At 65.7% G+C, this 22,857-nt stretch carries 22 protein-coding genes; 8 read left to right on the top strand and 14 right to left on the bottom strand.

Annotated elements, in window-relative coordinates; genetic code table 11:
• Nucleotides 1-31: 31 nt before the first annotated feature.
• The 4 genes from NZ773_06525 to argF are packed head-to-tail and all read right to left on the bottom strand — an operon-like array spanning nt 32 to nt 3,978.
• Entirely contained in the window at nt 32-1,030 is a 999-nt protein-coding gene (locus NZ773_06525; protein ID MCS6801581.1) for an NAD(P)-dependent glycerol-3-phosphate dehydrogenase, read from the bottom strand.
• Entirely contained in the window at nt 1,027-1,668 is a 642-nt protein-coding gene (plsY, locus tag NZ773_06520; GenBank protein MCS6801580.1) for a glycerol-3-phosphate 1-O-acyltransferase PlsY, read from the bottom strand. Before plsY ends, NZ773_06525 begins: the two co-directional genes overlap by 4 nt.
• Entirely contained in the window at nt 1,665-2,993 is a 1,329-nt protein-coding gene (gene der / locus NZ773_06515; protein MCS6801579.1) for a ribosome biogenesis GTPase Der, read from the bottom strand. The genes plsY and der overlap by 4 nt, the downstream gene beginning before the upstream one ends.
• A 52-nt stretch (nt 2,994-3,045) precedes the next feature.
• Nucleotides 3,046-3,978, bottom strand: a complete 933-nt coding sequence (argF, locus tag NZ773_06510) for an ornithine carbamoyltransferase (GenBank protein MCS6801578.1) — start codon at nt 3,976-3,978, stop codon at nt 3,046-3,048.
• 124 nt (nt 3,979-4,102) lie between these two features.
• Here argF and NZ773_06505 point away from each other — a divergent pair, with 124 nt between their 5' ends.
• The 4 genes from NZ773_06505 to NZ773_06490 all read left to right on the top strand — a co-directional run bounded on the left by NZ773_06505 (nt 4,103) and on the right by NZ773_06490 (nt 7,414).
• Nucleotides 4,103-4,399: a cupin domain-containing protein gene (locus NZ773_06505; protein MCS6801577.1), complete on the top strand. Its 297-nt coding sequence runs from the start codon at nt 4,103-4,105 to the stop codon at nt 4,397-4,399.
• 18 nt (nt 4,400-4,417) lie between these two features.
• Nucleotides 4,418-5,767: an MmgE/PrpD family protein gene (locus NZ773_06500; protein MCS6801576.1), complete on the top strand. Its 1,350-nt coding sequence runs from the start codon at nt 4,418-4,420 to the stop codon at nt 5,765-5,767.
• Nucleotides 5,768-5,930: 163 nt separating this feature from the next.
• A complete protein-coding gene (locus tag NZ773_06495) occupies nt 5,931-6,194 on the top strand; it encodes a hypothetical protein (GenBank protein ID MCS6801575.1) in 264 nt (87 codons plus the stop codon).
• 65 nt (nt 6,195-6,259) lie between these two features.
• Nucleotides 6,260-7,414: a branched-chain amino acid ABC transporter substrate-binding protein gene (locus tag NZ773_06490; protein MCS6801574.1), complete on the top strand. Its 1,155-nt coding sequence runs from the start codon at nt 6,260-6,262 to the stop codon at nt 7,412-7,414.
• Between the two features lie 256 nt (nt 7,415-7,670).
• Here NZ773_06490 and NZ773_06485 read toward each other — a convergent pair whose 3' ends face one another.
• A complete protein-coding gene (locus tag NZ773_06485; GenBank protein ID MCS6801573.1) occupies nt 7,671-7,811 on the bottom strand; it encodes a hypothetical protein in 141 nt (46 codons plus the stop codon).
• Nucleotides 7,812-8,031: 220 nt separating this feature from the next.
• Between NZ773_06485 and gltB the strand changes: the two genes are divergently transcribed.
• The gene (gltB, locus tag NZ773_06480) at nt 8,032-12,600 is read left to right on the top strand and encodes a glutamate synthase large subunit (protein ID MCS6801572.1); all 4,569 of its coding nucleotides are present in this window, start codon (nt 8,032-8,034) and stop codon (nt 12,598-12,600) included.
• A 145-nt stretch (nt 12,601-12,745) separates the two neighbouring features.
• Here gltB and NZ773_06475 read toward each other — a convergent pair whose 3' ends face one another.
• The 3 genes from NZ773_06475 to NZ773_06465 all read right to left on the bottom strand — a co-directional run bounded on the left by NZ773_06475 (nt 12,746) and on the right by NZ773_06465 (nt 14,927).
• Nucleotides 12,746-13,048: a hypothetical protein gene (locus NZ773_06475; GenBank protein ID MCS6801571.1), complete on the bottom strand. Its 303-nt coding sequence runs from the start codon at nt 13,046-13,048 to the stop codon at nt 12,746-12,748.
• Nucleotides 13,049-13,101: 53 nt separating this feature from the next.
• Nucleotides 13,102-13,740 carry a hypothetical protein gene (locus NZ773_06470; protein ID MCS6801570.1) on the bottom strand — a complete coding sequence of 213 codons (639 nt, stop codon included), beginning with the start codon at nt 13,738-13,740 and terminating at the stop codon, nt 13,102-13,104.
• A 74-nt stretch (nt 13,741-13,814) separates the two neighbouring features.
• Nucleotides 13,815-14,927, bottom strand: coding sequence for an NAD-dependent epimerase/dehydratase family protein (locus NZ773_06465; protein MCS6801569.1), 1,113 nt, complete (start codon nt 14,925-14,927; stop codon nt 13,815-13,817).
• Nucleotides 14,928-15,024: 97 nt separating this feature from the next.
• On the opposite strand from NZ773_06465, the gene NZ773_06460 reads away from it, so the two are divergent.
• A complete protein-coding gene (locus tag NZ773_06460) occupies nt 15,025-15,363 on the top strand; it encodes a hypothetical protein (protein ID MCS6801568.1) in 339 nt (112 codons plus the stop codon).
• On the opposite strand, the gene trxB is transcribed toward NZ773_06460, so the two are convergent.
• Nucleotides 15,347-16,291, bottom strand: coding sequence for a thioredoxin-disulfide reductase (trxB, locus tag NZ773_06455; GenBank protein MCS6801567.1), 945 nt, complete (start codon nt 16,289-16,291; stop codon nt 15,347-15,349). The two genes, NZ773_06460 and trxB, sit on opposite strands and share 17 nt — an antisense overlap.
• A gap of 52 nt (nt 16,292-16,343) precedes the next feature.
• Nucleotides 16,344-17,045, bottom strand: coding sequence for a hypothetical protein (locus NZ773_06450; GenBank protein MCS6801566.1), 702 nt, complete (start codon nt 17,043-17,045; stop codon nt 16,344-16,346).
• Between the two features lie 124 nt (nt 17,046-17,169).
• Between NZ773_06450 and NZ773_06445 the strand changes: the two genes are divergently transcribed.
• Both NZ773_06445 and NZ773_06440 read left to right on the top strand, forming a co-directional pair.
• The gene (locus tag NZ773_06445) at nt 17,170-18,024 is read left to right on the top strand and encodes a tetratricopeptide repeat protein (GenBank protein ID MCS6801565.1); all 855 of its coding nucleotides are present in this window, start codon (nt 17,170-17,172) and stop codon (nt 18,022-18,024) included.
• A gap of 63 nt (nt 18,025-18,087) precedes the next feature.
• Entirely contained in the window at nt 18,088-18,603 is a 516-nt protein-coding gene (locus tag NZ773_06440; protein MCS6801564.1) for a flavin reductase family protein, read from the top strand.
• 123 nt (nt 18,604-18,726) lie between these two features.
• Here the strand turns inward: NZ773_06440 and NZ773_06435 are convergent, their stop codons facing one another.
• The 4 genes from NZ773_06435 to NZ773_06420 form a co-directional block, all read right to left on the bottom strand.
• On the bottom strand, nt 18,727-19,704 hold the full coding sequence (locus NZ773_06435) for a dipeptide ABC transporter ATP-binding protein (protein ID MCS6801563.1): 978 nt from the start codon (nt 19,702-19,704) through the stop codon (nt 18,727-18,729).
• 52 nt (nt 19,705-19,756) lie between these two features.
• Complete coding sequence (locus NZ773_06430; protein MCS6801562.1) at nt 19,757-20,767, bottom strand: ABC transporter ATP-binding protein; 1,011 nt, start codon at nt 20,765-20,767, stop codon at nt 19,757-19,759.
• Nucleotides 20,768-20,823: 56 nt separating this feature from the next.
• Complete coding sequence (locus NZ773_06425; protein MCS6801561.1) at nt 20,824-21,753, bottom strand: ABC transporter permease; 930 nt, start codon at nt 21,751-21,753, stop codon at nt 20,824-20,826.
• Nucleotides 21,754-21,907: 154 nt separating this feature from the next.
• Complete coding sequence (locus NZ773_06420) at nt 21,908-22,849, bottom strand: ABC transporter permease (GenBank protein MCS6801560.1); 942 nt, start codon at nt 22,847-22,849, stop codon at nt 21,908-21,910.
• Between the last annotated feature and the right edge of the window lie 8 nt (nt 22,850-22,857).

Here is a 22,857-nt window from a genome sequence, read left to right as displayed (position 1 = left end):
GCAGCGCGCTGCCACCTCGCAGTCCTCTCCCTCAGTCGGGGAATTCGGCCTTCCGTTCACGCTCGAGGAGCGCCATCGCTGCGGCGCGCGCCGGCACCCCTTCGAACAGAACTCGATGGATCGCCTCGGCGATCGGCAGTTCGACGCCAAGCTCTGCCCCGAGCCGAGTAGCGGCGCGGGTTGTCGGCACGCCTTCCGCAACCTGCCCCAGGTCGCGCAGCACCGCCTCGAGCGGCTTCCCCTGAGCGAGGCGAAACCCGACTTGATGGTTGCGGCTCGTGGGGCTGACGCACGTAGCAACCAGATCGCCGAGCCCGGAGAGGCCGGCGAACGTCTGGCGCTGCGCCCCGGCCGCCTCGCCGAGCCGGCTCATCTCGGCGAGCCCTCGGGTGATGACCCCCGCTTTGGCGTTATCCCCCATTCCCAAGCCGTCGCTGATGCCCGCGACCAGCGCATAGACATTTTTCAAAGCGCCCCCGAGTTCAACCCCGATGATGTCGCGATTGGTGTAGACCCGAAACATCGGCGTCATCAGCAGGTCCTGCGCCCGGGTCGCCACCGCAGCATCTTCTGCCGCGACCACAGTGGCCGCGGGCAGCCCCGCCGCGATCTCCTTGCTCAAGTTCGGCCCCGAGAGAGCGACAACCCGCCCCGCATGGTGGGGCAGTTCGCTGCCGATCACCTCGGACATCCGGGCGCGCGTCGCGATCTCGATCCCCTTAGCTGCGCTGACAATGATGGCATCAGCCGGCACCGCGTCCGCGATGCGGCGCACATTCTCACGCATCGTTTGCGAGGGAACGGCCAGCACAATCGCTTCGGCGCGATGAAACGCTTCGATCGGGTCCGCGGTGACGCGCAAACTGGGAGGGAAGCGATAATCGGGCACGCGGCGGCGGTTGCAGCCGTCGCGCCGCAACGTCTCTGCTTCCTCCTCCGTCCGCACCAGCAGGCGCACCGGCCGGCCGAGCCGGGACCACAGGAGCGCCAGCGTGGTGCCCCACGTCGTTGCGCCGACCACCGCGATCATTGGGCGCGGGTCCGAACCGTGCTCGCCGGCTCGCCGAGCTTCCGCTCGGTGCCGGCGCGCAAGCGCGCGAGGTTATCGGCGTGGCGGATGACAAGCAGCAGCGCGCCGGCGACGGTAAAGACATAGTACTCGCTCGGATACCGCGCCCCGAGCAGGCCGGTGACGAGAAAGGCAAGGAGTGCCGTCACGGCGGCCGTGACCGACCCAAGCGAGACGTAGCGCGTCCTCACGACGACGAGAACGAACGCGGCAACGGCAATGATCGCGGGAAGCGGCGCCATGGGGAGGAACGCCCCCACTGACGTCGCGACCCCGCGCCCGCCCGAAAAGCCGAGAAAGATCGACCAGTTGTGCCCAGCGATCGCCCCAAAGCCAGCGGCGACTGCCCCCAGCGGCGTGCCCACCAGCCAGAGCGCCAGCACGACAGGCACCATCCCTTTCAGGATGTCGGTGACCCCGACCGCGACAGCAAGCCGAGGGCCAAGCGAGCGGAGGACATTTGTCGCCCCCGTCTTCCCGCTGCCGACGTAGCGGACGTCCACGCCGCGAAACAGGCGGCCATACACAATCCCGCTGGGAAACGAGCCGGCCAGGTAGCTCAAAACCACGGTGAGAACAACCGCGAGAGACTCGTTCATTGACGCTCGTCACTTTCGCGGGGGCGGAAGACAAAGCGCACCGGCGTACCGGCAAGGTCAACGCGCGCCCGCAGCTGGTTTTCGAGGTAGCGCTGGTAGGAAAAGTGGAGCAATTTAGGGTCGTTCACGAAGAGAACGAAGGTTGGCGGATTCACCTCTGGCTGCGTGGCATAGTAGATCCGAAACTGCTTTCCGCGCACATGCGGCGGCGGATGCGCCGCTTGCGCCTCAGCGAAGATCTGGTTCAGCCGTGCAGTCGGGATCCGCTGCTGCCGCCGGTCATAGACCTGGAGCGCCGCCTCAAGGACGCGCGGAACGCGCTGCCCTGTCAGCGCCGAGATAAAGACGACGGGCGGGTCGGGCAGGAATTTGAAGGCATGGCGCACCTGTTCGGTATAGCGGTCAGCGGTGTAGGTATCCTTTTCAATCAGGTCCCATTTATTGACGACAATCACGAACCCCTTGTCGGCTTCGAGCGCATAACTCGCAACATGCATGTCTTGCGCGGTAATGCCCTCGGCGGCATCGATAACGAGCAAGACGACATCAGCCCGGCTGACCGCGCGCAGCGAGCGCAGGACGCTGTATTTCTCTACCCCCGGCTCGATCCGGCCGCGCCGCCGAATACCCGCCGTGTCGATGAGGAGCAGTGGTCGGCCCTTAACTTCGAGACGGCTATCGACCGCGTCGCGCGTTGTGCCCGGAACCTCGGAGACCACCGACCGCGCTTGGCCGAGAAGAGCATTCAAAAGCTGGGACTTGCCGACGTTCGGCCGTCCGATAATCGCGATCTTTGGGATGTCCTCTTCCTCCGGCGGGGCCTCCGCCGGCGGGAGCAAGCCGACCACCGCATCGAGAAGGTCGCCAGTGCCCACCCCTTGAAGAGCGGAGACGGGGATCGGGTCGCCTAGCCCCAGTTCGTAAAACTCGACCGCGTTCTGCGCGTAGCGGTTGCTGTCACACTTGTTGACTGCGAGCACGACCGGCTTGCCGGCCGCGCGCAGCAGGTCGGCGGCATCACGGTCCGCTGCGGTTACCCCGCTCCGGACATCGGTGAGTAGGATGATGACATCCGCTTCGGCTACGGCTTGGCGCACCTGCTCTTGGACATGGCGGGTCAGTTCATCTGTGGGCGCGACCTCGAGGCCCGCCGTGTCGACGAGAAGAAACTCGCGGCCGTTCCAATCGGTGTCGCCGTAGAGACGGTCGCGCGTTGTGCCCGGAAGATCCTCGACGATGGCGCGCCGCTCGCCGATCAGGCGATTGAAGAGGGTCGACTTACCGACGTTCGGGCGGCCGACGATGGCAACAACTGGCTTAGCCATGGATGCCTCCGAAGGTCGTTTCCCCGCGCACGCCGGCGTCGCGCTGCCGATCCTACGCGCGCCCGAGCAGCTCGATGAGCAGCGCTTTCTGGGCGTGAAGCCGATTTTCCGCCTGATCGAAGACAACCGACTGCGGGCCCTCGAGTACCTCGTCTTCGATCTCCTCGCCGCGGTGGGCTGGCAGGTCGTGCATCACGATCGCGTCAGGGGCAGCGAGCGCCAGCAGCCGACGATCAAGCGTAAAGCCGGCAAAGGCAGCGCGGCGGACCGCTGCTTCCGCTTCCTGCCCCATGCTTGTCCACACATCGGTGTAGAGGACATCGGCACCCTCGGCCGCGGCTGCCGGGTCGTGGACGACGCGCACCGTGCCCCCCGACTGGCGCGCGCGCTCGTCGGCAATTGCGAGCACCCGCGCGGGCGGGGCATAGCCCTCCGGGCAGGCAAGCACGACCTCCATGCCGGCAGTCGCGCCGCCGATCAGCAAACTGTTCGCGACATTGTTGCCGTCGCCGATATAGGCAAGCCGGACCCCCGCAAGCCGCCCTTTGCGCTCGCGGATGGTGAGCAGGTCGGCCAAGCACTGACAGGGATGCTCTCCTGCCGAGAGCGCATTGATGACCGGCACGCTCGCAAACTGGGCGAACTCTACGAGTTTTTCGTCTTCATGGGTCCGCAAGGCGACAGCGTCAACCATGCGGCTCAGTACGCGCGCTACGTCGCGTGCCGGCTCCCGCGTCCCCAGCCCGACCTCCGCCGGAGCGAAGTAGACCGCGCGGCCGCCTTGCTGCGCCATCGCGACATCGAACGAAAGCCGCGTCCGCAGCGACGGCTTCTCGAAGACAAGCGCAAGGGTCATCCCCGCTAACCGGTCTCCGCGCGGCGCCGCCTTCAGCCGCGCCGCTGCCTCCAGCAGCTCGAGGAGCGCCGTCGGCTCGAGATCGGCCATTGAGAGGAAATCGCGTTTGCGCGCTTGGGTCGCTGGCATCTCGGGTCGTCCTCACTGAGAGCAGGTGCCGAACGGACACGCTCCTCAGTTCATTCCACCCGCGGATCATACCGCAAATCCCCTGAGGAGAGTTCTAGGACGCGACTTCTCGTACAATGACAGTATGGAGCTGCAGTATCTTCCCGGACCGATGGACGAGGCCGCCCTGCGCCAGTGGTTCGCCGAGCGCGGCTTAACCCCGTACCAATGGACGAACGGTCCTCATTACCACTATTCCGCTCACACGCACTCCTACGACAAGTACCTTGCCTGCTCGCGCGGGAGCATCGTCTTCCACCTTGACGACCGCGATATCCCGCTGCGAGCGGGCGACCGGATGATCCTGCCGGCCGGAACGCGCCATTCGGCAGACGTCGGCCCCGACGGCGTCGCCTGCTGGGAAGCCGCCGTGCCGCGCTAAGAGGCCCAAGAGAAAACCGTGGCCGACTATCTCGACCAGCTCGCCGAGTTTGCAGTCTCGCTGCGCCCGGAGGATCTCCCTCCAGACGTTCAGACACAAGCGCGCGCCCAGATCCTCGACACCCTCGGCGTGATCGTCGGCGGAACGCGTGCTGCGCCAGTCCAACGGCTCGCGAGACGGCTCGCCGACCCAGCTGGCGCTTGTCAGGGACTGGGGCTCGGCGTTCGGTTAAGCCCCCGCCACGCCGCGCTCGTCCACGGGACAGCCGGCACTTGGCTCGATTTCGACGGAGGCCATCGGTGGTCTGGCGGCCATCCGGCGGTGCATGTGCTGCCCGCTGCGCTTGCCTTCGCCGAGTCGTTGGGGCGCAGTGGCGCAGACCTCCTGACCGCCTTTGTCGCCGGCGCAGAGGTCGCCTGCCGGATCGGGCTCGCCAAAGGGCAGCTCGACCCCACGCTCCATCCGCATGGCACCTGGCCCGTTGTTGGCGCTGTCGCAGCTGCCGCCCGGCTTTGCGGCCTCACCGCCGGCGAACTGCGCCGCGCTTTCGACCTTGTCTCGACACTGACGCTCGTCACAAGCTGGAACACCGCGTTTGCCGGCGCAACGGTGCGTCATGTCTACGCGGGTCTCGGCGCAGAGCTCGCCCTCCACGCCGTCGACTGGACCCTCGCCGGCTGGGAAGGAGAGCGCGATGGCGTCGGGGTGGTCTTCGGGTCGATCGCGGCAGCCGGCATCGTCCGCCGCCGCGCGGTGATGGACCTCGGCACGACATGGGAGTTCACCGCCTCCTACTTCAAGCCGTATCCCTTCGCCCGCTTCGGGCATCCCGCTATCGACGTCCTGGTCGACCTGCTTCGCGAGCATCGCTTCTCGGCAGATGAGGTAGAGCACATTCGCATCCGCACCGGCGCGCTCGGCGCACGGATGCGCGAGCAGCGCCCGACAACCGAACTGCAAGCGCGGTTTTCGCTTCCCCACGCCGCCGCGCTCCTCGTGACCCGCGGCACGATCGAGGCGTGGGCTTTTCGGGAAGAGGCGCTCGATGACCCTGCCGTGCGCGCGGTAGCGGCGCGCGTCATCGTCGAAGAAGACCCGGAATGGGAAGCGCTCAGCCCGCAGTGGCGCGGCGCGACGGTCGAGGTTCTGCTCCGGCAAGGCCGCCGGCTGCGCGGCGAAACCGGCCACCCGCGCGGCGACCCGGAACGACCGCTTTCCGCCGAGGAGCTGGCGGCGAAATTCGATGCGCTGGTGAGCCCGGTCGTCGGAGCAGCACCAGCAGCGGCTGCCCGGGCAGCGATCGATCAGCTCGCCCTCCTCCCTTCGCTTCAGCCCCTCCTCGCCCCGCTTGCCGGAGAACCGGCGTGATCGCTCGCCGTCCCGGCGGCAGCCGCCTCGCGGGGCCCCTTCAGCAGCCGCGGCGCGCTGCGGCACGCTCAAGGCGGGCGTCGCGCTCCAACGGTCCCCCCTGCGGCGGCCAGGCCCGCGGAGCAGACTGCCTCCTGAAGTCTGTTCGCCGAAGGAAGAGTTGATGGAAGAGCAGATGAACGAAGAACGCGCTGCCGTTGTGGCCATTCTCGCCCGCTACAACCGCCGTTACGAGCGGCCGCACGCTGTCGTCGAAGCCGAGCGCGAACTGCGGCGAGAACTCCTTCTCCTCGGTGCGCCGGTGGAAGGACCGGAGCGGCTGCCGGGCGGACCGTATCGGGTCCGCTATCGGGTCGGCTCGATCGTCATCGAAGGGGTCGTGCATATCCCCGATACCATCATCAAGCTGCGCATCGTCGAGCAATAGCTGACAGCGCAGCCGCCGGCAGTGAGCGGGACTCGCCCGGGCGCGCTTTCTACAATTCCCCCTCGATGACTTCAGGTGCGCCATCACTCTCACGCCGGGCGTTCCTTGCCGGGATAGCAGCGACGGCGGCGACGCCGGCTTGCCGCGTGATCGACACCGCCCTGCGCGGCACGGTCAAGATTGGGCTCGTCGCTCCCTTCTCCGGGCGGGAGCACCAAGTCGGCTACAACTTGCTTTTTGCAGTCAAGCAAGCGATCAAAGAGTTCAACCTCGCTGGGGGGGTGAATGGGTGGCGCGTCGAGCTTCTCGCCCACGACGACCGGAATGAGGCTGCCGGCGGCCTCCAGCAGGCGCGCAAACTGACGATCGACCCCGACGTGGTCGCGGTGGTTGGGCATCCTGCAAGCGCCTCCGCCACCTCGGCCGCTCCGGAATATCGCCGCGCAGGAGTGGCGTTTCTCACCCTCGCCTCGGCTGACTCGCTTACCGACCAGACTGCGGTCTACCGCCTTGGTCCCTCAGACACCACCCTCGCGGGAGCGCTCCTCGATTTTCTCCCGCGGCGCTTCCGTGCGACAAAGCTCGCGATCGCGATCACCGACTCGGCGAACGGCCGCGCCGCCGAGGAATTGGTGCCGCTCTGGTGGCGCGCTGCCGGCTCTGTTGTCTTCGGCGACACCCTTCCCCGGGAGATCCCGGACTACCTTCCCCACGCCAGCCGGATTGTCGCCGCCGGACCGGATGTCGTCGTCTACGGCGGCGGGGTGGATATCGGCGGCCCGCTCTATGCCGAACTGCGGCGTATTGCGCCTGGCCTGCCCTTTGTTGCCCTGCCGGCAGCAGCGAACCCGAGCTTTGCGCGGCTTGCGAATGTCTCGCCGACCGACTTCGCCTTCCTTACGTTCCCCGCCGCCGACCCGGTCGAATTGGGAGCGGCCAGCTTCGTCCAGGCGTTCCGCGCGGCGTGGGGGATCGATCCGCTCCCCCAAGCCGGGCTCGCCTACGAGGCAACCAGCGTCGCCCTCCGCGCCATTGCTGCTGCTGCTGCGAGCGCGAAACCGACGCGCGAGAGCGTCGCCCATGCGCTGACCACCCTCGGGCCGACGCCCGGGCTGAGCAGCGAGATCCGGTTCGACGAGCGCGGCCAGCGGGTCGGCGCTCGGCCGGTCTTCTACCGGCTCGTCGGACCGCGTTTCCCCGGCGAGCGTCAGAGCGCCTAGCCGACCCTGAAGAAGCGCGATTGCCGGCACCGCAGCGGCAGGGTTGTCTTCGCGCACCCTATGGCCGGCATCCGACGCGAGCAGACAGCGCGCATCAGGAAGGGCGCCGCCATGCGCCCAAGGAGCGTCTCGTCGATCATTCGGCGGTTGGGCCGCGCAGGATCAGCGCGAGAGCAGCGATTGTAGGCAGGAGCCGCTGCAGTGCATCGGCCGCCGGGCCAGCGAGGTCCGCCGTGCCCAGAACCGGTGCCGCCCGCTAGCGGAGGCGGTAGCTCCCCTCTGGCAGCGGGGCGGCGGCGGTCGGTGCCCACTCGGCCGGCCGCGGCTGCGGGAGGCCCCGTCGGTCGTCATCGCTGCTGCCGGCGGCAGCCCCGCAGAACAGATTGACGATCGCCACGCTAATCAGTATACTGTTGCACGGGCGAGCAACGACGCACCGCCGGCTCCGCGACACAGTGGTGCGGGGGTTTTCCCGGAAGGGGAAATCTCCGCCTTTTTGCATTTCCGGCTGAGCGCTGCGGCGCCTCCTTTCTGACGAGGGATCCTCGGAAAGCGCCACTGAGACGCGGGTTGCATCTTACAGTCGCCCGATCCTCAATCGGGTGAGGATTGAAGAAATGAGTGGACGACCCTCCATTGCCGGCCCGACGCTCTACGACGAGCGGTTCGAGCACGACGCCTGTGGCGTCGGCTTTGTCGCTACGACGACGGGTGTGCCTAGTCACGACATTGTCGCCAAGGCGATTGAGAGCGTCATCAATGTCACTCATCGCGGGGCGGTCGACGCCGATGCGAAAAGCGGCGACGGCGCGGGGATCGCGACGGCGCTGCCGGCGAAGCTGTTCCTGCGTGAAGTTGCTAAGCTGGGCCGCTCCATCACCGACATTCGTGACCTCGGCGTCGGCATGCTCTTCCTGCCGCGCGAGGGGCATCCCCGGATCAAGGCGATCATTGCTGAGGCCGTTGCGCGCGAGGGGTTGACGCTGCTCGGCTGGCGCGAGGTGCCCGTCAACCCCGCCGTGCTCGGGGAGAAGGCATTCCGCACCCGACCCGACATCCAGCAGGTGTTCATCGCGCGGCCGGCAGGGCTCTCCTCGCGTGATTTCGAGCGGCGGCTGTTCCTGGCGCGCAAGGCCATCGAGCGCCTTGCCGCCGAGGAGGGGATCGACGGGTTCTACGTGCCGTCCTTCTCTTCGCGCACGGTGGTCTACAAGGGGCTGTTCGTCGCGCCGCAGCTCGCCGAGTTCTACCGCGACCTTGTCGACCCGGACTACGAGTCGCCACTCGCCATCTTCCACCAGCGTTACAGCACGAACACCTTCCCGAATTGGTTCCTTGCCCAACCGTTCCGCATGCTCGCCCACAACGGCGAGATCAACACCCTTCAGGGCAACCAAAACTGGGTCCGCGCCCGCGAAGGCGCCCTCGAATCGCCCGTCTGGGGTGAGCGCGTGCGCGAGCTTTGCCCGATCATCCAGCCTGGCGGGTCGGACTCGGCAAACCTCGACAACGTCCTCGAAACGCTCGAACAATCCGGCCGCTCCATCCTGCATGCCATGGCGATGCTGGTCCCGGAGCCCTGGGAGAACATGCCGAACCTCAAGCCGGAGTGGCGCGCGTTCTATGAATATCACGCCTGCCTCCAAGAGCCGTGGGACGGACCGGCCGCGCTCGCGTTCACTGATGGGACGATCGTTGGCGCCGTCCTCGATCGAAACGGCTTGCGCCCCGCCCGCTACACGGTGACCGATGACGGGCTGGTCATCCTTGGCTCAGAGGTCGGCATTGTCGATCTCGACCCGGCGCGCGTCATAGAGAAAGGGCGGCTTGGGCCAGGGCAGATGATCGCGGTCGATGTCGAGCGCAAGGCGCTCCTCCGCAACGACGACATCAAGGACCTTCTCGCTTCCCAGCAGCCATACGGCGAGTGGGTCGCCAAGCATCTCTATCGGGTCGATTTCGACCGCGCCGCGCGCGCCTCGCGCAACGGCCGCGTCCCTGCCCTCTCTGAGCCGCTCACCCAGCTGCAAGCGGCATTCGGCTACACCGCCGAAGAGGTGCGCCAAATCGTCCTCACGATGGCGGAGGAAGCGGCCGACCCGACCTGGTCCATGGGAGACGACACCCCAATCGCGGTGCTCTCGCAGAAACCGCGGCAGCTCTACAACTACTTCCGCCAGCGGTTCGCGCAGGTCACCAACCCGCCGATCGACCCGCTCCGCGAACAGATCGTGATGGCGCTCAACGGCTACCTCGGGGCGAAGGCGAGCTTCCTGACCGAGACGCCGGAGCATGCCCGCCTCCTCTACCTCGAGACGCCCGTCCTTCTCGACGCCGAGCTGGACGTGCTGAAAGAACTGGACGCGCCGGCCTTCCGCCCTGCGGTCATCGACATTCTTTTCCCCGTCGGCGATGGACCGGACGGGCTTGAAGCAGCGATTGAGCGGCTTTGCCAGCGCGCCGAGGCCGAAGTCGACAACGGCGCATCTCTCCTCATCCTCTCGGACCGCCGGATTTCCGAGGAGTGCGCCCCCATCCCGAGCCTGCTTGCCGTTGGCGCCGTCCACCACCACTTGATCCGTGTCGGCAAGCGGATGCGCGCGGATATCGTCGTCGAGAGCGGCGACTGCTTCGAAGTGCACCACGTGGCGACCTTGATCGGCTACGGAGCGAGCGCCGTCAATCCGTACCTCGCGCTTGCGACGGCGCGCCAAGTCGCCATCCCTCGCAACGCCACCCCGGAGCAGGCCGCCGAAGCGGCTGACCAAGCTGAACAGAACTTCCGCCATGCGTGCGAGAAGGCGCTCCTGAAGATCTGCTCGAAGATGGGGATCAGCACCGTGACGAGCTATCGCGGCGGGCAGATCTTCGAGGCGATCGGCCTCGGCCAAGAGGTGATCGATCGGTGTTTCACCGGGACGCCCTCGCAGATCGGCGGCATCGGCTTCCGCGAGATCGCTGAGGACGTGCTGGCGCGTCATGCCGAGGCGTTCCCCACCCCCCCAGCGCGGCTGAAAGACCACGGCTTTATCCGTTATCGCCGCGAAGGCGAATATCACCTCTTCGGGCAGCCGGTCGTCCGAGCGATGCAGCGTGCCGCCAACACGAGCGACTACAGCTTCTACGAAGAGTTCCGTCGGATCGCGGAGGACCATCCGCCCGTCTCGCCGCGCGACCTCCTGGAGATTGTCTCGGATCGTCCGCCGATCCCGATCGAAGAGGTCGAGCCGATTGAGGCGATTACGCCGCGCTTCATCAGCACCGCGATGTCGCTCGGCGCGCTCAGCAAGGAAGCGCATGCAACGCTCGCGATCGCGATGAATCGGCTCGGCTCCCGCAGCAATTCGGGCGAGGGCGGCGAGGATGAGGAAAACTACGCGCCGCGCCCGAACGGAGATATCGCTCACAACAAGATCAAGCAGGTCGCCTCAGGGCGCTTCGGCGTCACGATCCAGTACCTCGCGATGTCGACGGAGCTCGAGATCAAGATGGCCCAAGGCTCGAAGCCGGGCGAAGGGGGCCAGCTCCCCGGCACGAAGGTGTCCGACTTTATTGCGCGGGTGCGACATGCTGTGCCGGGGATCCCGCTCATCTCGCCTCCGCCGCACCACGACATCTACAGCATTGAAGACCTCGCCCAGCTGATCTACGACCTGAAGCAGGCCAATCCTGAGGCAAAGGTTGGGGTAAAGCTCGTCGCTGAGACGGGCGTCGGGACGATCGCCGCGGGGGTCGCCAAGGCGTATGCCGACTATATCTTGATCAGCGGCCACTCCGGCGGCACCGGCGCCTCACCCCTCTCTTCGATCAAGAACGCCGGCTGCCCTTGGGAGCTCGGGCTTGCCGAGACGCAGCAGGTGCTGGTCCTCAACGACCTCCGCGGCCGGGTAAGCCTGCGCACCGACGGCGCGCTGCGGACCGGCCGGGATGTCATCATTGCGGCGCTGCTCGGCGCTGAAGAGTTCGGCTTCGGCACCGCCGCGCTCGTTGCGATCGGCTGCGATATGGCGCGCCAATGCCACCTGAACACCTGCCCAACCGGCATCGCAACGCAGCGCGAGGACCTGCGGGCAAAGTTCACTGGAACGCCCGACCAAGTCGTTCACTACTTCCGTCATCTCGCCCAAGACGTCCGCGAGTGGCTGGCGAAGCTCGGCTACCGCTCGCTTGACGAGATTATCGGGCGGGTGTCGCTGCTGCGGCAGCGCACGGAGGGCCTCCCGGCGCGCGCAGCCATGCTCGACCTCTCCCGGCTCCTCAGCGACGTCGACCCGTCGAACGAGCGGCCGCGACGGCGCGTCCTCGAGCGCAACGACCGGGGCGATACGCCGCTGGACCTGCAGATCGTCCGCGACGCTGCCCCCGCCATTGAGCGCGGGGAGCCGGTGACCCTCTCCTACGCGGTGCGCAACGTCCACCGCGCGCTCGGAACGCAACTCTCCTACGCGGTAACGCGGCGCTGGGGGAAGGAAGGGCTGCCTCCCGGCACGATCGAAGTGCACTTCACGGGCACAGCGGGGCAGAGCTTCGGCGCCTTCTGCGCCCCGGGAGTCCGCCTTGTCCTCACCGGCGAAGCGAACGACTATGTCGGCAAAGGGCTCTCCGGCGGCGAATTGATCGTCAAGCCGCCGGCCGAAGCACGCTATCCTTGGCACGAAAATGTGATCGTCGGCAACACCTGCCTCTACGGCGCGACGAGCGGACGGCTGTTCGTTGCGGGGCGGGCCGGCGAGCGCTTTGCTGTCCGCAACAGCGGCGCTGAGGCCGTTGTCGAAGGGGTCGGCGACCATGGCTGCGAGTACATGACGAGCGGCCTCGTCGTCGTCCTCGGCCGGACCGGCCGCAATTTTGGGGCCGGAATGAGCGCCGGCATCGCCTATGTCCTCGATGAATTCGGCGACTTTGAGCAGCGTGTCAATCACGAACTGGTCGAATTGCACGAAGTGACCGGCCGTGACGCCCACCGCCTGCGCGAGATGGTGGAAGCCCATCTTGCCGCGACCGGCAGCCCGCGCGCCGCTCAGCTGCTCGCCGATTGGTCGCGCTGGCGTCCCAAGTTCCGGAAGGTGATGCCGAAACCGCTGTCCGCCAAGCTCAAGGCCGAGATGATCGAGCAGGGCGAAGTGCACGAGTCGCCAGCCGAACGCGTCTCCGGCCATCACTCAGCGACAGGCGCGCGCGGCTAACGTTCCAGCGGGCATTATCCTCCCCGCCGGGAGAATCTCACCAGCCGGCTGCAGCGCTGCTGCGCGGTCTCTCTGACATCGAGAAGGGGACGGCCGGCAGGCTACGCTGAGAGACGAGCGCTCGCCGCATCCTTCTCGTGGGCTGCTATCCCGGCAGGACGAAGGTGAGGGCGATCATCACGCCGACAATGATGCCGGTGAGGATCAGGATGCGGCGCAGATCGCGAGCGACGTACGAATAATCCGTGTTGAGCGGAAGGCCAAAGCGGGGAAGGCGGTCCTTCGCCGCGGCACGGCTGCGCGTTGACGGCGAGGGCACAAGGGTCGGCACTGGCTCCGGGGGCACAGCGGGCTCAACCGGGTTGATAACCGTTCCGGGAGGGATGAACGGCCGCCGCTCTTTTCGTCGCTTCGGCGCAGTTCGACCCGGCGCCGTCCGCTTCGCCATCCGCTTGCCTCCTCCGGAGATTATGGTCGACCGAGTTGCGGTGCTTCAAGGTGCTACTCGTCGGCCGATGCGCTGCTGGGCAGCCCCGGGGATGGCGAACCGGCATACCAAAACTCAACGAGGGTCCAGGTCTGCCGTCCTCCCGGCAAGAGGAGGGGGTCGCGCTCGGCGAGCGCGTAGGAGGTAGCGGCAGTCTGGATCCCCAGCAGCCGGGCGAGGGCAAGGTAGCGCTGTTCGAGCGCGGGCGCCTCCTCGGGCTCAGGATGCAACACGCGATCGAGGTCCTCGATCGTGGCGCCCGCAACGAGAAACGGACGGAAGGCGCGCGGATTGCCGACCGCCACCTGGTCGCCGCCTGCCGAGTGATAGCGGTCGAGCAGGTGACCGCCGCGGTATAAGCGATACATCAGGAGGCTGGAGTCGTACAGGTAAAGCCAGAGCGCAGCGCAGCCGAGATTCGAAATCGTTTCGGCCCACGCATATTCTCGACTGTCGAGGTCGTTCGAGGGGAGAACTGTTGTCCATCCGTTGAGCGGAAGCGACACCAAGAACCGATTGACTGGGGCGCCCGGCGGCGGGGGCTGGTCCTCCCGCCGTCGGTAGCCGCCCGATGCGAGCGTCTCGGTCAGCACCGCGACCACCGCCTCGCGATCCTCGGTGGCAGCATGGACACCCGAATAGGTGAGCCCCACGGCCGTCTACTCCCCGCCCTGCCACTCCTGACAGGGCAACCTGCTCGCGCGGCGCCTTCGCGCGCGGCCCGGCATCATCGGATCAGGCGGCGCGTCTCGAGCGCCTGCCGCGCCTCATCAAAGCGATCGTCGGGCGGCTGCTCGGCTACCCATTCAGCGAGCTGGGCCATTCCCGCTTCAAAGGTGACGCGCGGCTCGTAGCCGAGCAGCTGGCGCGCTCGGCCGATATCGGCGATGCAATGGCGGATATCGCCGGCGCGAAAGCGCCCCGTGATCTCCGGCTCGATAGGTCGGCCGAGGACGCGGGCGAGGGTGTCCGCAACCTCCCGAATGGTAGTCGCGCGCCCTGTTCCCACGTTGATGACGTGGCCGTCCCCGCCGGCGCGTTCGAGCGCAAGCAGGGCAGCTTGGACGATGTCCGAGACATGGACGAAATCGCGAGTTTGTTCGCCATCTTCGTAGATGACCGGGGGACGTCCCGCAAGCAGCCGAGCGGAGAAGATCGCGGCAACGCCGGTGTAAGGGTTCGAAAGAGCTTGGCGCGGCCCATAGACATTGAAAAAGCGGAGCGCGACTGTCGGAATGTTGTAGGCGCCGCCGACCGCGAGGAACAGCTCTTCCTGGTCACGTTTCGAAACGGCGTAGACCGAGGTGGGATGAGGGGTCTTCTCCTCGTCGGTCGGGATCGGGGTGGCCGGCTGACCGTCGGGCCCATAGACAGTCCAATCATGAGCGCGCAGCTGGGCTTCGCTGCGGGGACGGGGCGTGATCGGTCGGCCTCGGCTGTCGAGATAGCGTCCTTCGCCGTAGAGCGACATTGAGGAGGCGACGATCAGTTTCCGGATCTGGTCGCGGCGCGCTACCGCCGCTTCAAGCACGACCGCAGCGCCGACATTGTTCTCCTCAACATAGCGGCGGATCTGATACATCGACTGGCCGACCCCAACAACGGCGGCGAGATGCACAATCGCCTCGACCCCCTCGAGCGCGGCCGCCACGACGTCGGGGTTGCGCACGTCGCCTCGGATCCAGCGTGCTTCTCGGTTGATGTAGGCGGGCCATTCTCCCGTGGGGTGAACTTGGGGGACAAGGGAGTCAAGCCCGACAACGGTATGGCCCGCCGCGAGGAGCGCATCGACGAGATGGGAGCCGATAAAGCCGGCGGCGCCGGTCACGAGAACGTGCATTCATCCCTTCCGAGCCGGGGAATTGTATCGAACGGTCCACCCGAGGCAAGGCATCGATATACTTGAAGATAGCGATCCATTCTTGCCGAGGCGATAGGTGACGTCGGAGCCCTGCCCCAGCTATCTTGCCGAGCCCACCGACCCCTTCTTTCACCCGGCGACGGTCGTCGGCCAGTTTCGCCGCCGGCCGTTCTTCTGCGTCCGGTGCGCCCGTCGCGAAGGGCCGGTCCTCCACCGAGACGGCGTCCTGCTGATCATCGGCGGCCGCTATTTCGCGGTCGACTTCGCCTGCTTCGAGAAGCTCGAACTCCCGTTTCGTGGCGAGGTGCTCTCTGAGCATCGTGCCCGACGGGTGCTGCCCTTCGTGCGCTTTCGGACGGGGGCCGTCGCGGCGAGCGGGTCAACAGCGGAGGAAGAGCTTACCACTGCTCCTTGAGGTAGGCATCCGCCGAAAGCGCAGCGATCGACCCATCAGCAACAGCCGTCGTGATCTGGCGCAGCGTTTTCTGCCGCACGTCTCCCGCGGCAAAGACGCCCGGCAGATTGGTCCGCATCGCTTCGTCGGTGACGATGTAGCCGTTGGCGTCGAGGGCAACTTGGCCGCCGAGGAAGGCCGTGTTCGGCCGATAGCCGATAAAGATGAACACGCCGCCGACGTTGAGCGTGAACTGCTCTCCTGAGCGCACGTTGCGGAGCACGAGAGCGTTGACCGCGGTGTCGCCCTCGATGCGGTCAACCACCGTGTTCCAGAGAAAGGAGATTTTCGGGTTCGCGAAGGCGCGTTCCTGAAGCACCTTCGTCGCGCGCAGCGTGTCGCGCCGGTGGATGATGGTTACGTGCGAGGCATAGCGAGTGAGGAAATCGCCTTCCTCGACCGCAGAGTCGCCGCCCCCCACCACAGCAAGGGGCTGGTTCTGGAAGAAGGCGCCGTCGCAGACCGCGCAATACGACACCCCCCGCCCTTGGAACTCGACTTCGCCCGGGACATTCAGCCGCGCCGGCTGGCCGCCGCTGGCGATGATCACCGTCTTCCCGCGATAGGTCGCTTCAGCGCCGGTGACCACTTTCACCTTCTCGGTCAAGTCGACCGACAGCACTTCGTCGTACGTGACTTCGAGCCCAAAGCGCTTGGTCTGTTTCTCCATCGCAATGGTCAACTCGGCAGCCGAGATCCCGTCGGCGAAGCCGGGATAGTCGTCGATCCACTCGGTAAGGCCGAGTTGGCCTCCGACGCCGAGACGTTCGAGGAGGACGGTGCGTAAGCGGCTGCGCGCAGCATAGAGCCCCGCCGCAAGGCCGGCGGCCCCGGCGCCGATGATAATGACGTCAAACAGCTCGTCTGACGAGCCAATCGGATGAGTCATGGCTGATCAGCCTTTCCTCGATCGCAAGGATAGAAGGGAGGCGAGGGACGCCTCACTCAGCGTAGAGAATTCTCCCACAGTTGCTGCAGCTGACCAAAGTGGGACTCGTCCGCGCCTTCTGAATTTCGCGCTCGGGAAGACTGACGCGGCAGGCGGCGCAGATCCCCCGCTCTACCCGCGCGACGGCGCGCCCGCCGAGCCGGCGGCGCAGATCCTCATAGAGCGTGAGGTCGGCCGGGTCGACAAAACGGAGGCGCTGCTCGCGGAGAGCAAGCGCTCGCTCGCGTTCGGCGAGCAGCGACTCCCGCTCGCGTTGAAGCGCGGCTTGCTCCTCTCGCCAGCGCGCTTCGATTGCAGCGAGCGTGCGTTCGGCCTCGAGACGAGCGGCCTCCGCCTCCTCGAGCTCGGCCATGATCGCCAATTCGCGGTCTTGGAGCTCAAGAACGCGACGACGGAGCGCCTCTACCTCCTGCTGGAGATTGTGCATCTCCTTCGGCGAGACGAGAGTTCCCGAATAGAGCTTGGTCTCTTCGCGTTCCCGTTTGGCGCGCAGGTCCTGCACCTGCAGATCAACATCCTTGCGCCGACGTTCGAGCGCCGCGGCCTGCGCTTCGGCCTCGCGCAGCGCTTGGCGGGCAGCGATCAGTTCCGCGCTCTCGCCGAGCCGGTGAGCAATGGCAGCCAACTGGGCGTCGATTCGGTCAAGCGCGAGGTCTTGCTCCTGCAGTTCAAGAAGTCGACCGGCGCGTCGCATTGCCTGCTCCCGGCGACATTCTAGCAAGGCATGAGCTGCGCGGCGACCGGCTCGGCTGGTTGCGACCAACGGGAACAACGCCGTACAATCCGCGCGCTTTATCGGTTGTGTCAGGAGTCGGTTGATGACTGCCCCACTCAAGCCTGAGGACAAGGCGCGATTTCGTCGCCTTCGCAGCGAGCAAGCGATCCAGCTCGCGATGCAGAACCGGTGGGAAGAAGCGATCGCCGTCAACAAACAGATCCTTGAGGTCTTCTCGGACGATGTCGACGCCTACAATCGCCTCGGCAAGGCGCTGATGGAGGTCGGCCGCATCAGCGAGGCGCGGGAAGCGTATTCGCGGGCCGTTGCGCTCGACCCGAACAACGCCATTGCGCGCCGCAACCTGACGCGCCTCCAGGCGATCAAAGAGGACGAAGTGGCAGCGGTTGCCGTCCAGCCGCAGGTCGATGCCAACCTCTTCATCGAAGAAACCGGCAAGACGGGGGTGACAACCCTCATCAACACCGCGCCCCAAGAAGAGTTGGCGACATTGACGGCGGGCGAGCCCGTGCTGCTGCGGATCGAAGGGAAAAGCCTCCGGGTGTTCAGCACGCGCAACGAGCCGATCGGCGAAGTAGAACCCCGTCTTGCGCTCCGGCTGATCAGCCTGATGCGCGGCGGCAATCAGTATGCCGCCGCAGTGACCAGCCTCACCGACAACTCGGTCGAAATTATCATCCGCGAGACATTCCAGCATCCCACGCAGGCGGGGAAAGTGTCCTTCCCCACACGCGGCGGTCCAGAGGCGGGCTTCCGCCCCTATATCCGCGACAGTATGCTTCGCTACGACCTCGAGGAAGAGGAAGAGCTCGGCGAAGAGATGGACCTCAGCACCGACTGGGAGGAAGAGCCAGACGCTACCACCCCAGACGAAGTCAGTCTCGAGTTCGAAGAGGATCTTGCCGACAAAGACGAGGACGAGTTCGACGAAGAGTAGCGTTGGGGACGCGGGGACACGGTCGCCGCCCCAAGCGCAGTCGGCACGGAGGCGAAGGTTCGGATGGCGATTGACGCAGCTCGGTTCCGGCAAATCTTAGCCCGTTTCGCTTCAGGCGTGACCGTGATCACCGCCTTCGACAATGGGAAGCTGCATGGGGCGACGGCATCGGCGTTCTGCTCGCTCTCGCTCGACCCGCCGCTCGTCCTCGTCTGTTTGGACCTCAAATCGAACACGAAGGCGCTCATCGACCGCTCAGGCCTCTTTGGGGTCAATATCCTGGCCGATGTCCAGCGCTGGCATTCCGAACTGTTCGCTCGGAAGACGATGTCGGAGGCCGACCTCGCGCGCGTCAGCCACCGCCACAGCCCTCACGGCATGCCGATCCTCGACGACACGATCGGCTACTTGGAGTGTCGCGTGTACGCCAAATACCCCGGCGGCGACCACGAGATTTATGTCGGCGAAGTGCTCGATGGCGGCATTAACCCCGGCCGACCGCTGATCTACTACGAGGGGAAGTACCGCCGCCTCGGCGGCGAGATCGAGAGCGCCCCCCGCTTCCGAACGACAGAGTAGCGGCAACAGTCGCCACGCTCGTCTTCCCCCCGCGCCGACGAAGACGCGAGGGGGTGCGGCATTCACTCTGCCGCGCGCAGGAAGCGGCGAGAACGCTCGAGCCGGTTCCGCGAATACTGAGGGTCAGACGCGGATGCAGGCGGCGAAGTGCCCTGGCGTTTTCTCCTCGAGCGGCGGGACGATTTCCTTGCACTCCGGGATCGCAATCGGACAGCGCGGGTGGAAATTGCAGCCGCTCGGCGGCCTCACCGGGCTCGGCACGTCGCCCGTTAGGATGATGCGCTCGCGTTTCGCTTCGACCACGGGGTCGGGGATCGGAACGGCCGAGAGGAGGGCCTTGGTGTAGGGGTGCAGCGGGTTCTCATACAGCTCGTTCCGATCGGCGATCTCCACGATCCGGCCGAGGTACATCACGGCGACGCGGTCGGAGATGTGGCGCACAACCGAGAGGTCGTGCGCGATGAAGAGGTAGGTCAGCCCAAACTGTTCTTGGAGCTCTTCGAGCAGGTTGATGATCTGCGCTTGGATCGACACGTCGAGTGCGGAGACCGGTTCGTCGCAGGCGATGAAGAGCGGTTCGACCGCAAGGGCGCGCGCAATGCCGATGCGCTGGCGCTGTCCTCCGGAGAACTCGTGCGGGTAGCGATTGACGAAGTAGGGGTTCAGACCGACGACGCGCAGCAGCTCTTGGACTCGCTCTTGGCGCTCTTTCTTGTTTTTCGCGATGCCGTGAATGAGCAGCGGCTCGCCGATGATGCTGCCGACCGACATGCGCGGGTTGAGCGAGGCATAGGGGTCCTGAAAGATCATCTGCATCCGACGGCGCATCCGGCGCAGTTCGTTGCCCCCCATTTTGGTCAGCTCTTTGCCCTCGAATTTGACCGAGCCTGCCGTCGGACGGTAGAGCTGCAGGATGGCGCGGGCAGTGGTCGACTTTCCGCAGCCCGACTCGCCGACGAGGCCGAGGGTCTCGCCCCGCTTGACCGAAAAGCTGATCCCGTCGACCGCTTTGACGTCGGCAACTTTGCGCTGGAAGATGAGCCCCGAGGTGATGGGGAAATACATCTTCAGGTCTTTGACCTCGAGGAGCGTTTCGCCCATGCCGACGCCGTTGGTTGGAGCAGGGCTGCCGGCGGTCGCCGGCGGGGTCATCTTATTGGTTTCCATCATTCGATCCACTCCTCGCCGGGGCTTCGCGAATATCGACCCAGCACGCGATCTCATGGTCAGGCGCGACCTGGCGCAGCTTCGGCCGCTCTTTCCAGCAGATATCTTGCGCAAAAACGCACCGCGGCGCAAAGTCGCACTGATTGGGCGGGTTGATGAGGTCGGGCGGCAGCCCTTGGATCGGGGTCAGCTTCGCCTTCTGCGCTTCATCGAGACGCGGGATTGAGCGGAGCAAGCCGAGGGTGTAGGGATGGCGCGGGTCGGCGTAGAGGTCGCGCGTTGTCGCCTTCTCCACGATATGGCCGGCGTACATCACGTGGACGCGCTGGGTCATTCCCGCAACCACGCCGAGATCGTGGGTGATGAGAATGACCGCCGTTCCGCGCTCGAGACACAGCCGCTTGATGATGTCCAAAATCTGCGCTTGGATCGTGACATCGAGAGCGGTGGTCGGCTCATCTGCAAGCAGCAACTGCGGATTGCACGCCAGCGCCATCGCGATCATGACGCGCTGCCGCATGCCGCCCGAGAACTGGTGCGGATAGTTGTCGAGCCGCTGCTCGGCAGCGGGGATCCCCACCATCTTCAACAGTTCGAGCGACCGCTTGCGCGCCTCAGAGCGGCTCATGCCCATGTGCAGTTCGAGGCTCTCTGAAATCTGCCGGCACACCGTCAACACGGGGTTGAGCGAGGTCATCGGGTCTTGAAAGATCATGGCGATCTTGTTGCCCCGAATATCGCGCATCTCGCTTTCGGACAGCTTGAGAATATCCTCGCCGTCGAAGAGGATCTGCCCGCTGACGATTTTGCCGGGCGGGTTCGGGATCAGCCGCATGATCGACAGAGCGGTGACGCTTTTGCCGCAGCCCGATTCGCCGACAATGCCGAGCGTCTCGCCGGGATACACCTCGAAGGAAACTCCGTCCACCGCTTTCACCACGCCGTCCTGCGTGAAGAATTGGGTGCGGAGGTCTTTCACTTGCAGCAAGGGCGGCATCCTTCTCCTCCTGATGCCCTGAAATGCGGCGCGTTCATCGCGGTGGGCGCCGAAGTTTAGCGCGTTTGCGGATTTAATGCGTCGGCGAGCCCGTCGCCGAGATACGCAAAGGCATAGAGCAACGTCGCCACGAGGATCAGCGGCTCGGCGAGCAGCCACCAGTACGGCGTCCGCAAGTAACCGTAGGTGGAGGCGATCATCGAGCCCCAGCTTGGATACGGCGGGACGATCCCGATCCCGAGGAAGGAGATCGTCGACTCCGCCGCGATCGCGCCCGCCATCGACATCGAGGCGAGCACAATCAGCAGCGGCATAATGTTCGGCAGGATGTGCAGGAACAAGATCCGCCGGTCGGAAGCGCCGATCGCTCTCGCCGCTTCGATATACTCCCGCTCTTTCAACGAGAGCGCTTGCCCGCGGACGACGCGCGCCAAACCGGACCATCCGACGAGGGCGAGGATGAGCAGCACAGCGAGGTAGTCAACGAGGCCGGATCGCCAGAGCTGAGGCTGGCCGATATACGGGCCATACTGGCGCACAAAGTTGACCACGGCCGGCTTCAATGTCGCCGCAAGGAAGATCATGAGCAATAAGGTGGGAAAGGCGAGCAGGTAGTCGCACAGCCGCATCAGGAGGGTATCTACCCATCCCCGATACCACGCCGCCGCCAGCCCGAAGGCGATCCCGAGCGCCATGGCAACGGTGAGCGGCACCGTTGCCACGATGAAGGCGGTGTTGGCGCCCCAAATCAGGCGGCTGAGCATATCGCGCCCTAGGTCATCAGTCCCGAGCGGATGCTCCCAGGAGGGATAGGCCCGCGCATTGCTGAGGTCTTGCTGGCTGAAGCTCTTAATCGGGAGCACAGGAGCGAGCAGGCCCAGCAGCATGATCGCGCAGATATACACAAGGCTGGCCATCGCCAGCTTCTTTCGCCTCAGGCGACGCCACGCTTCGCCCGCCGGGCTCCGCCCGCGGACGGCGACCATCGTCTTTGCTTGCAGTGAGGCAACGGACGTCGCATCAGCCGTCTGGGTCATCCTCACCTACTCTCGCGCCGGGCATCCCACGTGCGGTATACCGCCGAGATTATAGGGCTGCCCAAAAGGTTCGTAAAGCGAGCGGCTAGGCCCTTGCGGCGCATCAATACCGAATGCGCGGGTCGATTAAGGGGTAGCCGATATCAACGATTAAGTTGCCAATGACATAGAGTGTCGCGCCGAGCAGCGTGATCGCCATAATCACCGGGTAGTCGCGGCGGAAGATCGACTCCCAAGCGAGGCCGCCGATACCGGGGATCCCCATCAGCCCCTCGACGATGATCGACCCCGCCGGCAGGCTGGCGATGACAAAGCCGACCATCGTCCACGTCGGGAGCAGGCTGTTGCGCAGCACGTGCCGCCTGAGGATCGTGCTCGGAGGAAGCCCCTTGGCTCGCGCCGTTCGGACAAAGTCGTTGTGGAGCACCTCGAGCGTGTTCGTCCGCACTTGGCGCACCACTCCTGCGATCCCGCCGATGCTCAAGACAATGAGCGGGAGCACCGCCGAGGGACTGAAGAGCCCATCCCACCCGGAGGCAGGGAACCACTTCAGCTGGCGCACAAAGATGAAATAGAGCACTGGGATGATGATGAACACCGGCACCGATTCGGGGATGAGCGTAAGCGAGACGATGAGCCGGTCCCACACTCGCCCTTGGAGCGCGGCGGTAATCACGCCGAGCGGAATGCCCACCGCGAAGACGATGATGGTTGCCGCGACGCCGAGCTGGAGGGAGACCAGCAACCGGCCCGCGATCAGGTCGGTGACCAACTGGCCTTGGAAGTACGTCGACTCGCCGAAGTCACCTTGGATGACATTCCAGAGATAGCGCAGGTACTGCTCGTGCAGCGGCCGGTCGAGCCCTAGCTCGGCGCGGATGCGTTCGACTGCCTCCGGGTTGGCCTTGCTGCCGAGCCGAACGAGCACCGGGTCGCCCGGACCGTAGGTGCCGAAGAGGAATACTGTCAGCGAGATCAGAATGAGCAGGACCGGGAGCCACAGCAGCCGTCGGATGATGATTGTGCTGGCCGACTTCTGAGGCATTGCCTACT

Source organism: Dehalococcoidia bacterium (assembly GCA_025054935.1).
In the GTDB taxonomy this organism is placed as follows: domain Bacteria; phylum Chloroflexota; class Dehalococcoidia; order SpSt-223; family SpSt-223; genus JANWZD01.
The sequence above is the reverse complement of the archived record's forward strand: the minus strand, read 5'-3'. Positions and strand labels throughout refer to the sequence as shown.

What these genes read in the sequence shown, in the direction of transcription:
- NZ773_06505 (MCS6801577.1), top strand. Translation starts at nt 4,103, where the DNA reads ATGGAGCTGCAGTATCTTCCCGGACCGATGGACGAGGCCGCCCTGCGC.
- NZ773_06450 (MCS6801566.1), bottom strand. Translation starts at nt 17,045, where the DNA reads ATGCGACGCGCCGGTCGACTTCTTGAACTGCAGGAGCAAGACCTCGCG.
- NZ773_06435 (MCS6801563.1), bottom strand. Translation starts at nt 19,704, where the DNA reads ATGGGCGAAACGCTCCTCGAGGTCAAAGACCTGAAGATGTATTTCCCC.
- NZ773_06445 (MCS6801565.1), top strand. Translation starts at nt 17,170, where the DNA reads ATGACTGCCCCACTCAAGCCTGAGGACAAGGCGCGATTTCGTCGCCTT.
- NZ773_06430 (MCS6801562.1), bottom strand. Translation starts at nt 20,767, where the DNA reads ATGCCGCCCTTGCTGCAAGTGAAAGACCTCCGCACCCAATTCTTCACG.
- NZ773_06525 (MCS6801581.1), bottom strand. Translation starts at nt 1,030, where the DNA reads ATGATCGCGGTGGTCGGCGCAACGACGTGGGGCACCACGCTGGCGCTC.
- NZ773_06465 (MCS6801569.1), bottom strand. Translation starts at nt 14,927, where the DNA reads ATGCACGTTCTCGTGACCGGCGCCGCCGGCTTTATCGGCTCCCATCTC.
- NZ773_06425 (MCS6801561.1), bottom strand. Translation starts at nt 21,753, where the DNA reads ATGGTCGCCGTCCGCGGGCGGAGCCCGGCGGGCGAAGCGTGGCGTCGC.
- NZ773_06495 (MCS6801575.1), top strand. Translation starts at nt 5,931, where the DNA reads ATGGAAGAGCAGATGAACGAAGAACGCGCTGCCGTTGTGGCCATTCTC.
- gltB (MCS6801572.1), top strand. Translation starts at nt 8,032, where the DNA reads ATGAGTGGACGACCCTCCATTGCCGGCCCGACGCTCTACGACGAGCGG.
- NZ773_06490 (MCS6801574.1), top strand. Translation starts at nt 6,260, where the DNA reads ATGACTTCAGGTGCGCCATCACTCTCACGCCGGGCGTTCCTTGCCGGG.
- NZ773_06420 (MCS6801560.1), bottom strand. Translation starts at nt 22,849, where the DNA reads ATGCCTCAGAAGTCGGCCAGCACAATCATCATCCGACGGCTGCTGTGG.
- NZ773_06440 (MCS6801564.1), top strand. Translation starts at nt 18,088, where the DNA reads ATGGCGATTGACGCAGCTCGGTTCCGGCAAATCTTAGCCCGTTTCGCT.
- trxB (MCS6801567.1), bottom strand. Translation starts at nt 16,291, where the DNA reads ATGACTCATCCGATTGGCTCGTCAGACGAGCTGTTTGACGTCATTATC.
- der (MCS6801579.1), bottom strand. Translation starts at nt 2,993, where the DNA reads ATGGCTAAGCCAGTTGTTGCCATCGTCGGCCGCCCGAACGTCGGTAAG.
- plsY (MCS6801580.1), bottom strand. Translation starts at nt 1,668, where the DNA reads ATGAACGAGTCTCTCGCGGTTGTTCTCACCGTGGTTTTGAGCTACCTG.
- NZ773_06475 (MCS6801571.1), bottom strand. Translation starts at nt 13,048, where the DNA reads ATGGCGAAGCGGACGGCGCCGGGTCGAACTGCGCCGAAGCGACGAAAA.
- argF (MCS6801578.1), bottom strand. Translation starts at nt 3,978, where the DNA reads ATGCCAGCGACCCAAGCGCGCAAACGCGATTTCCTCTCAATGGCCGAT.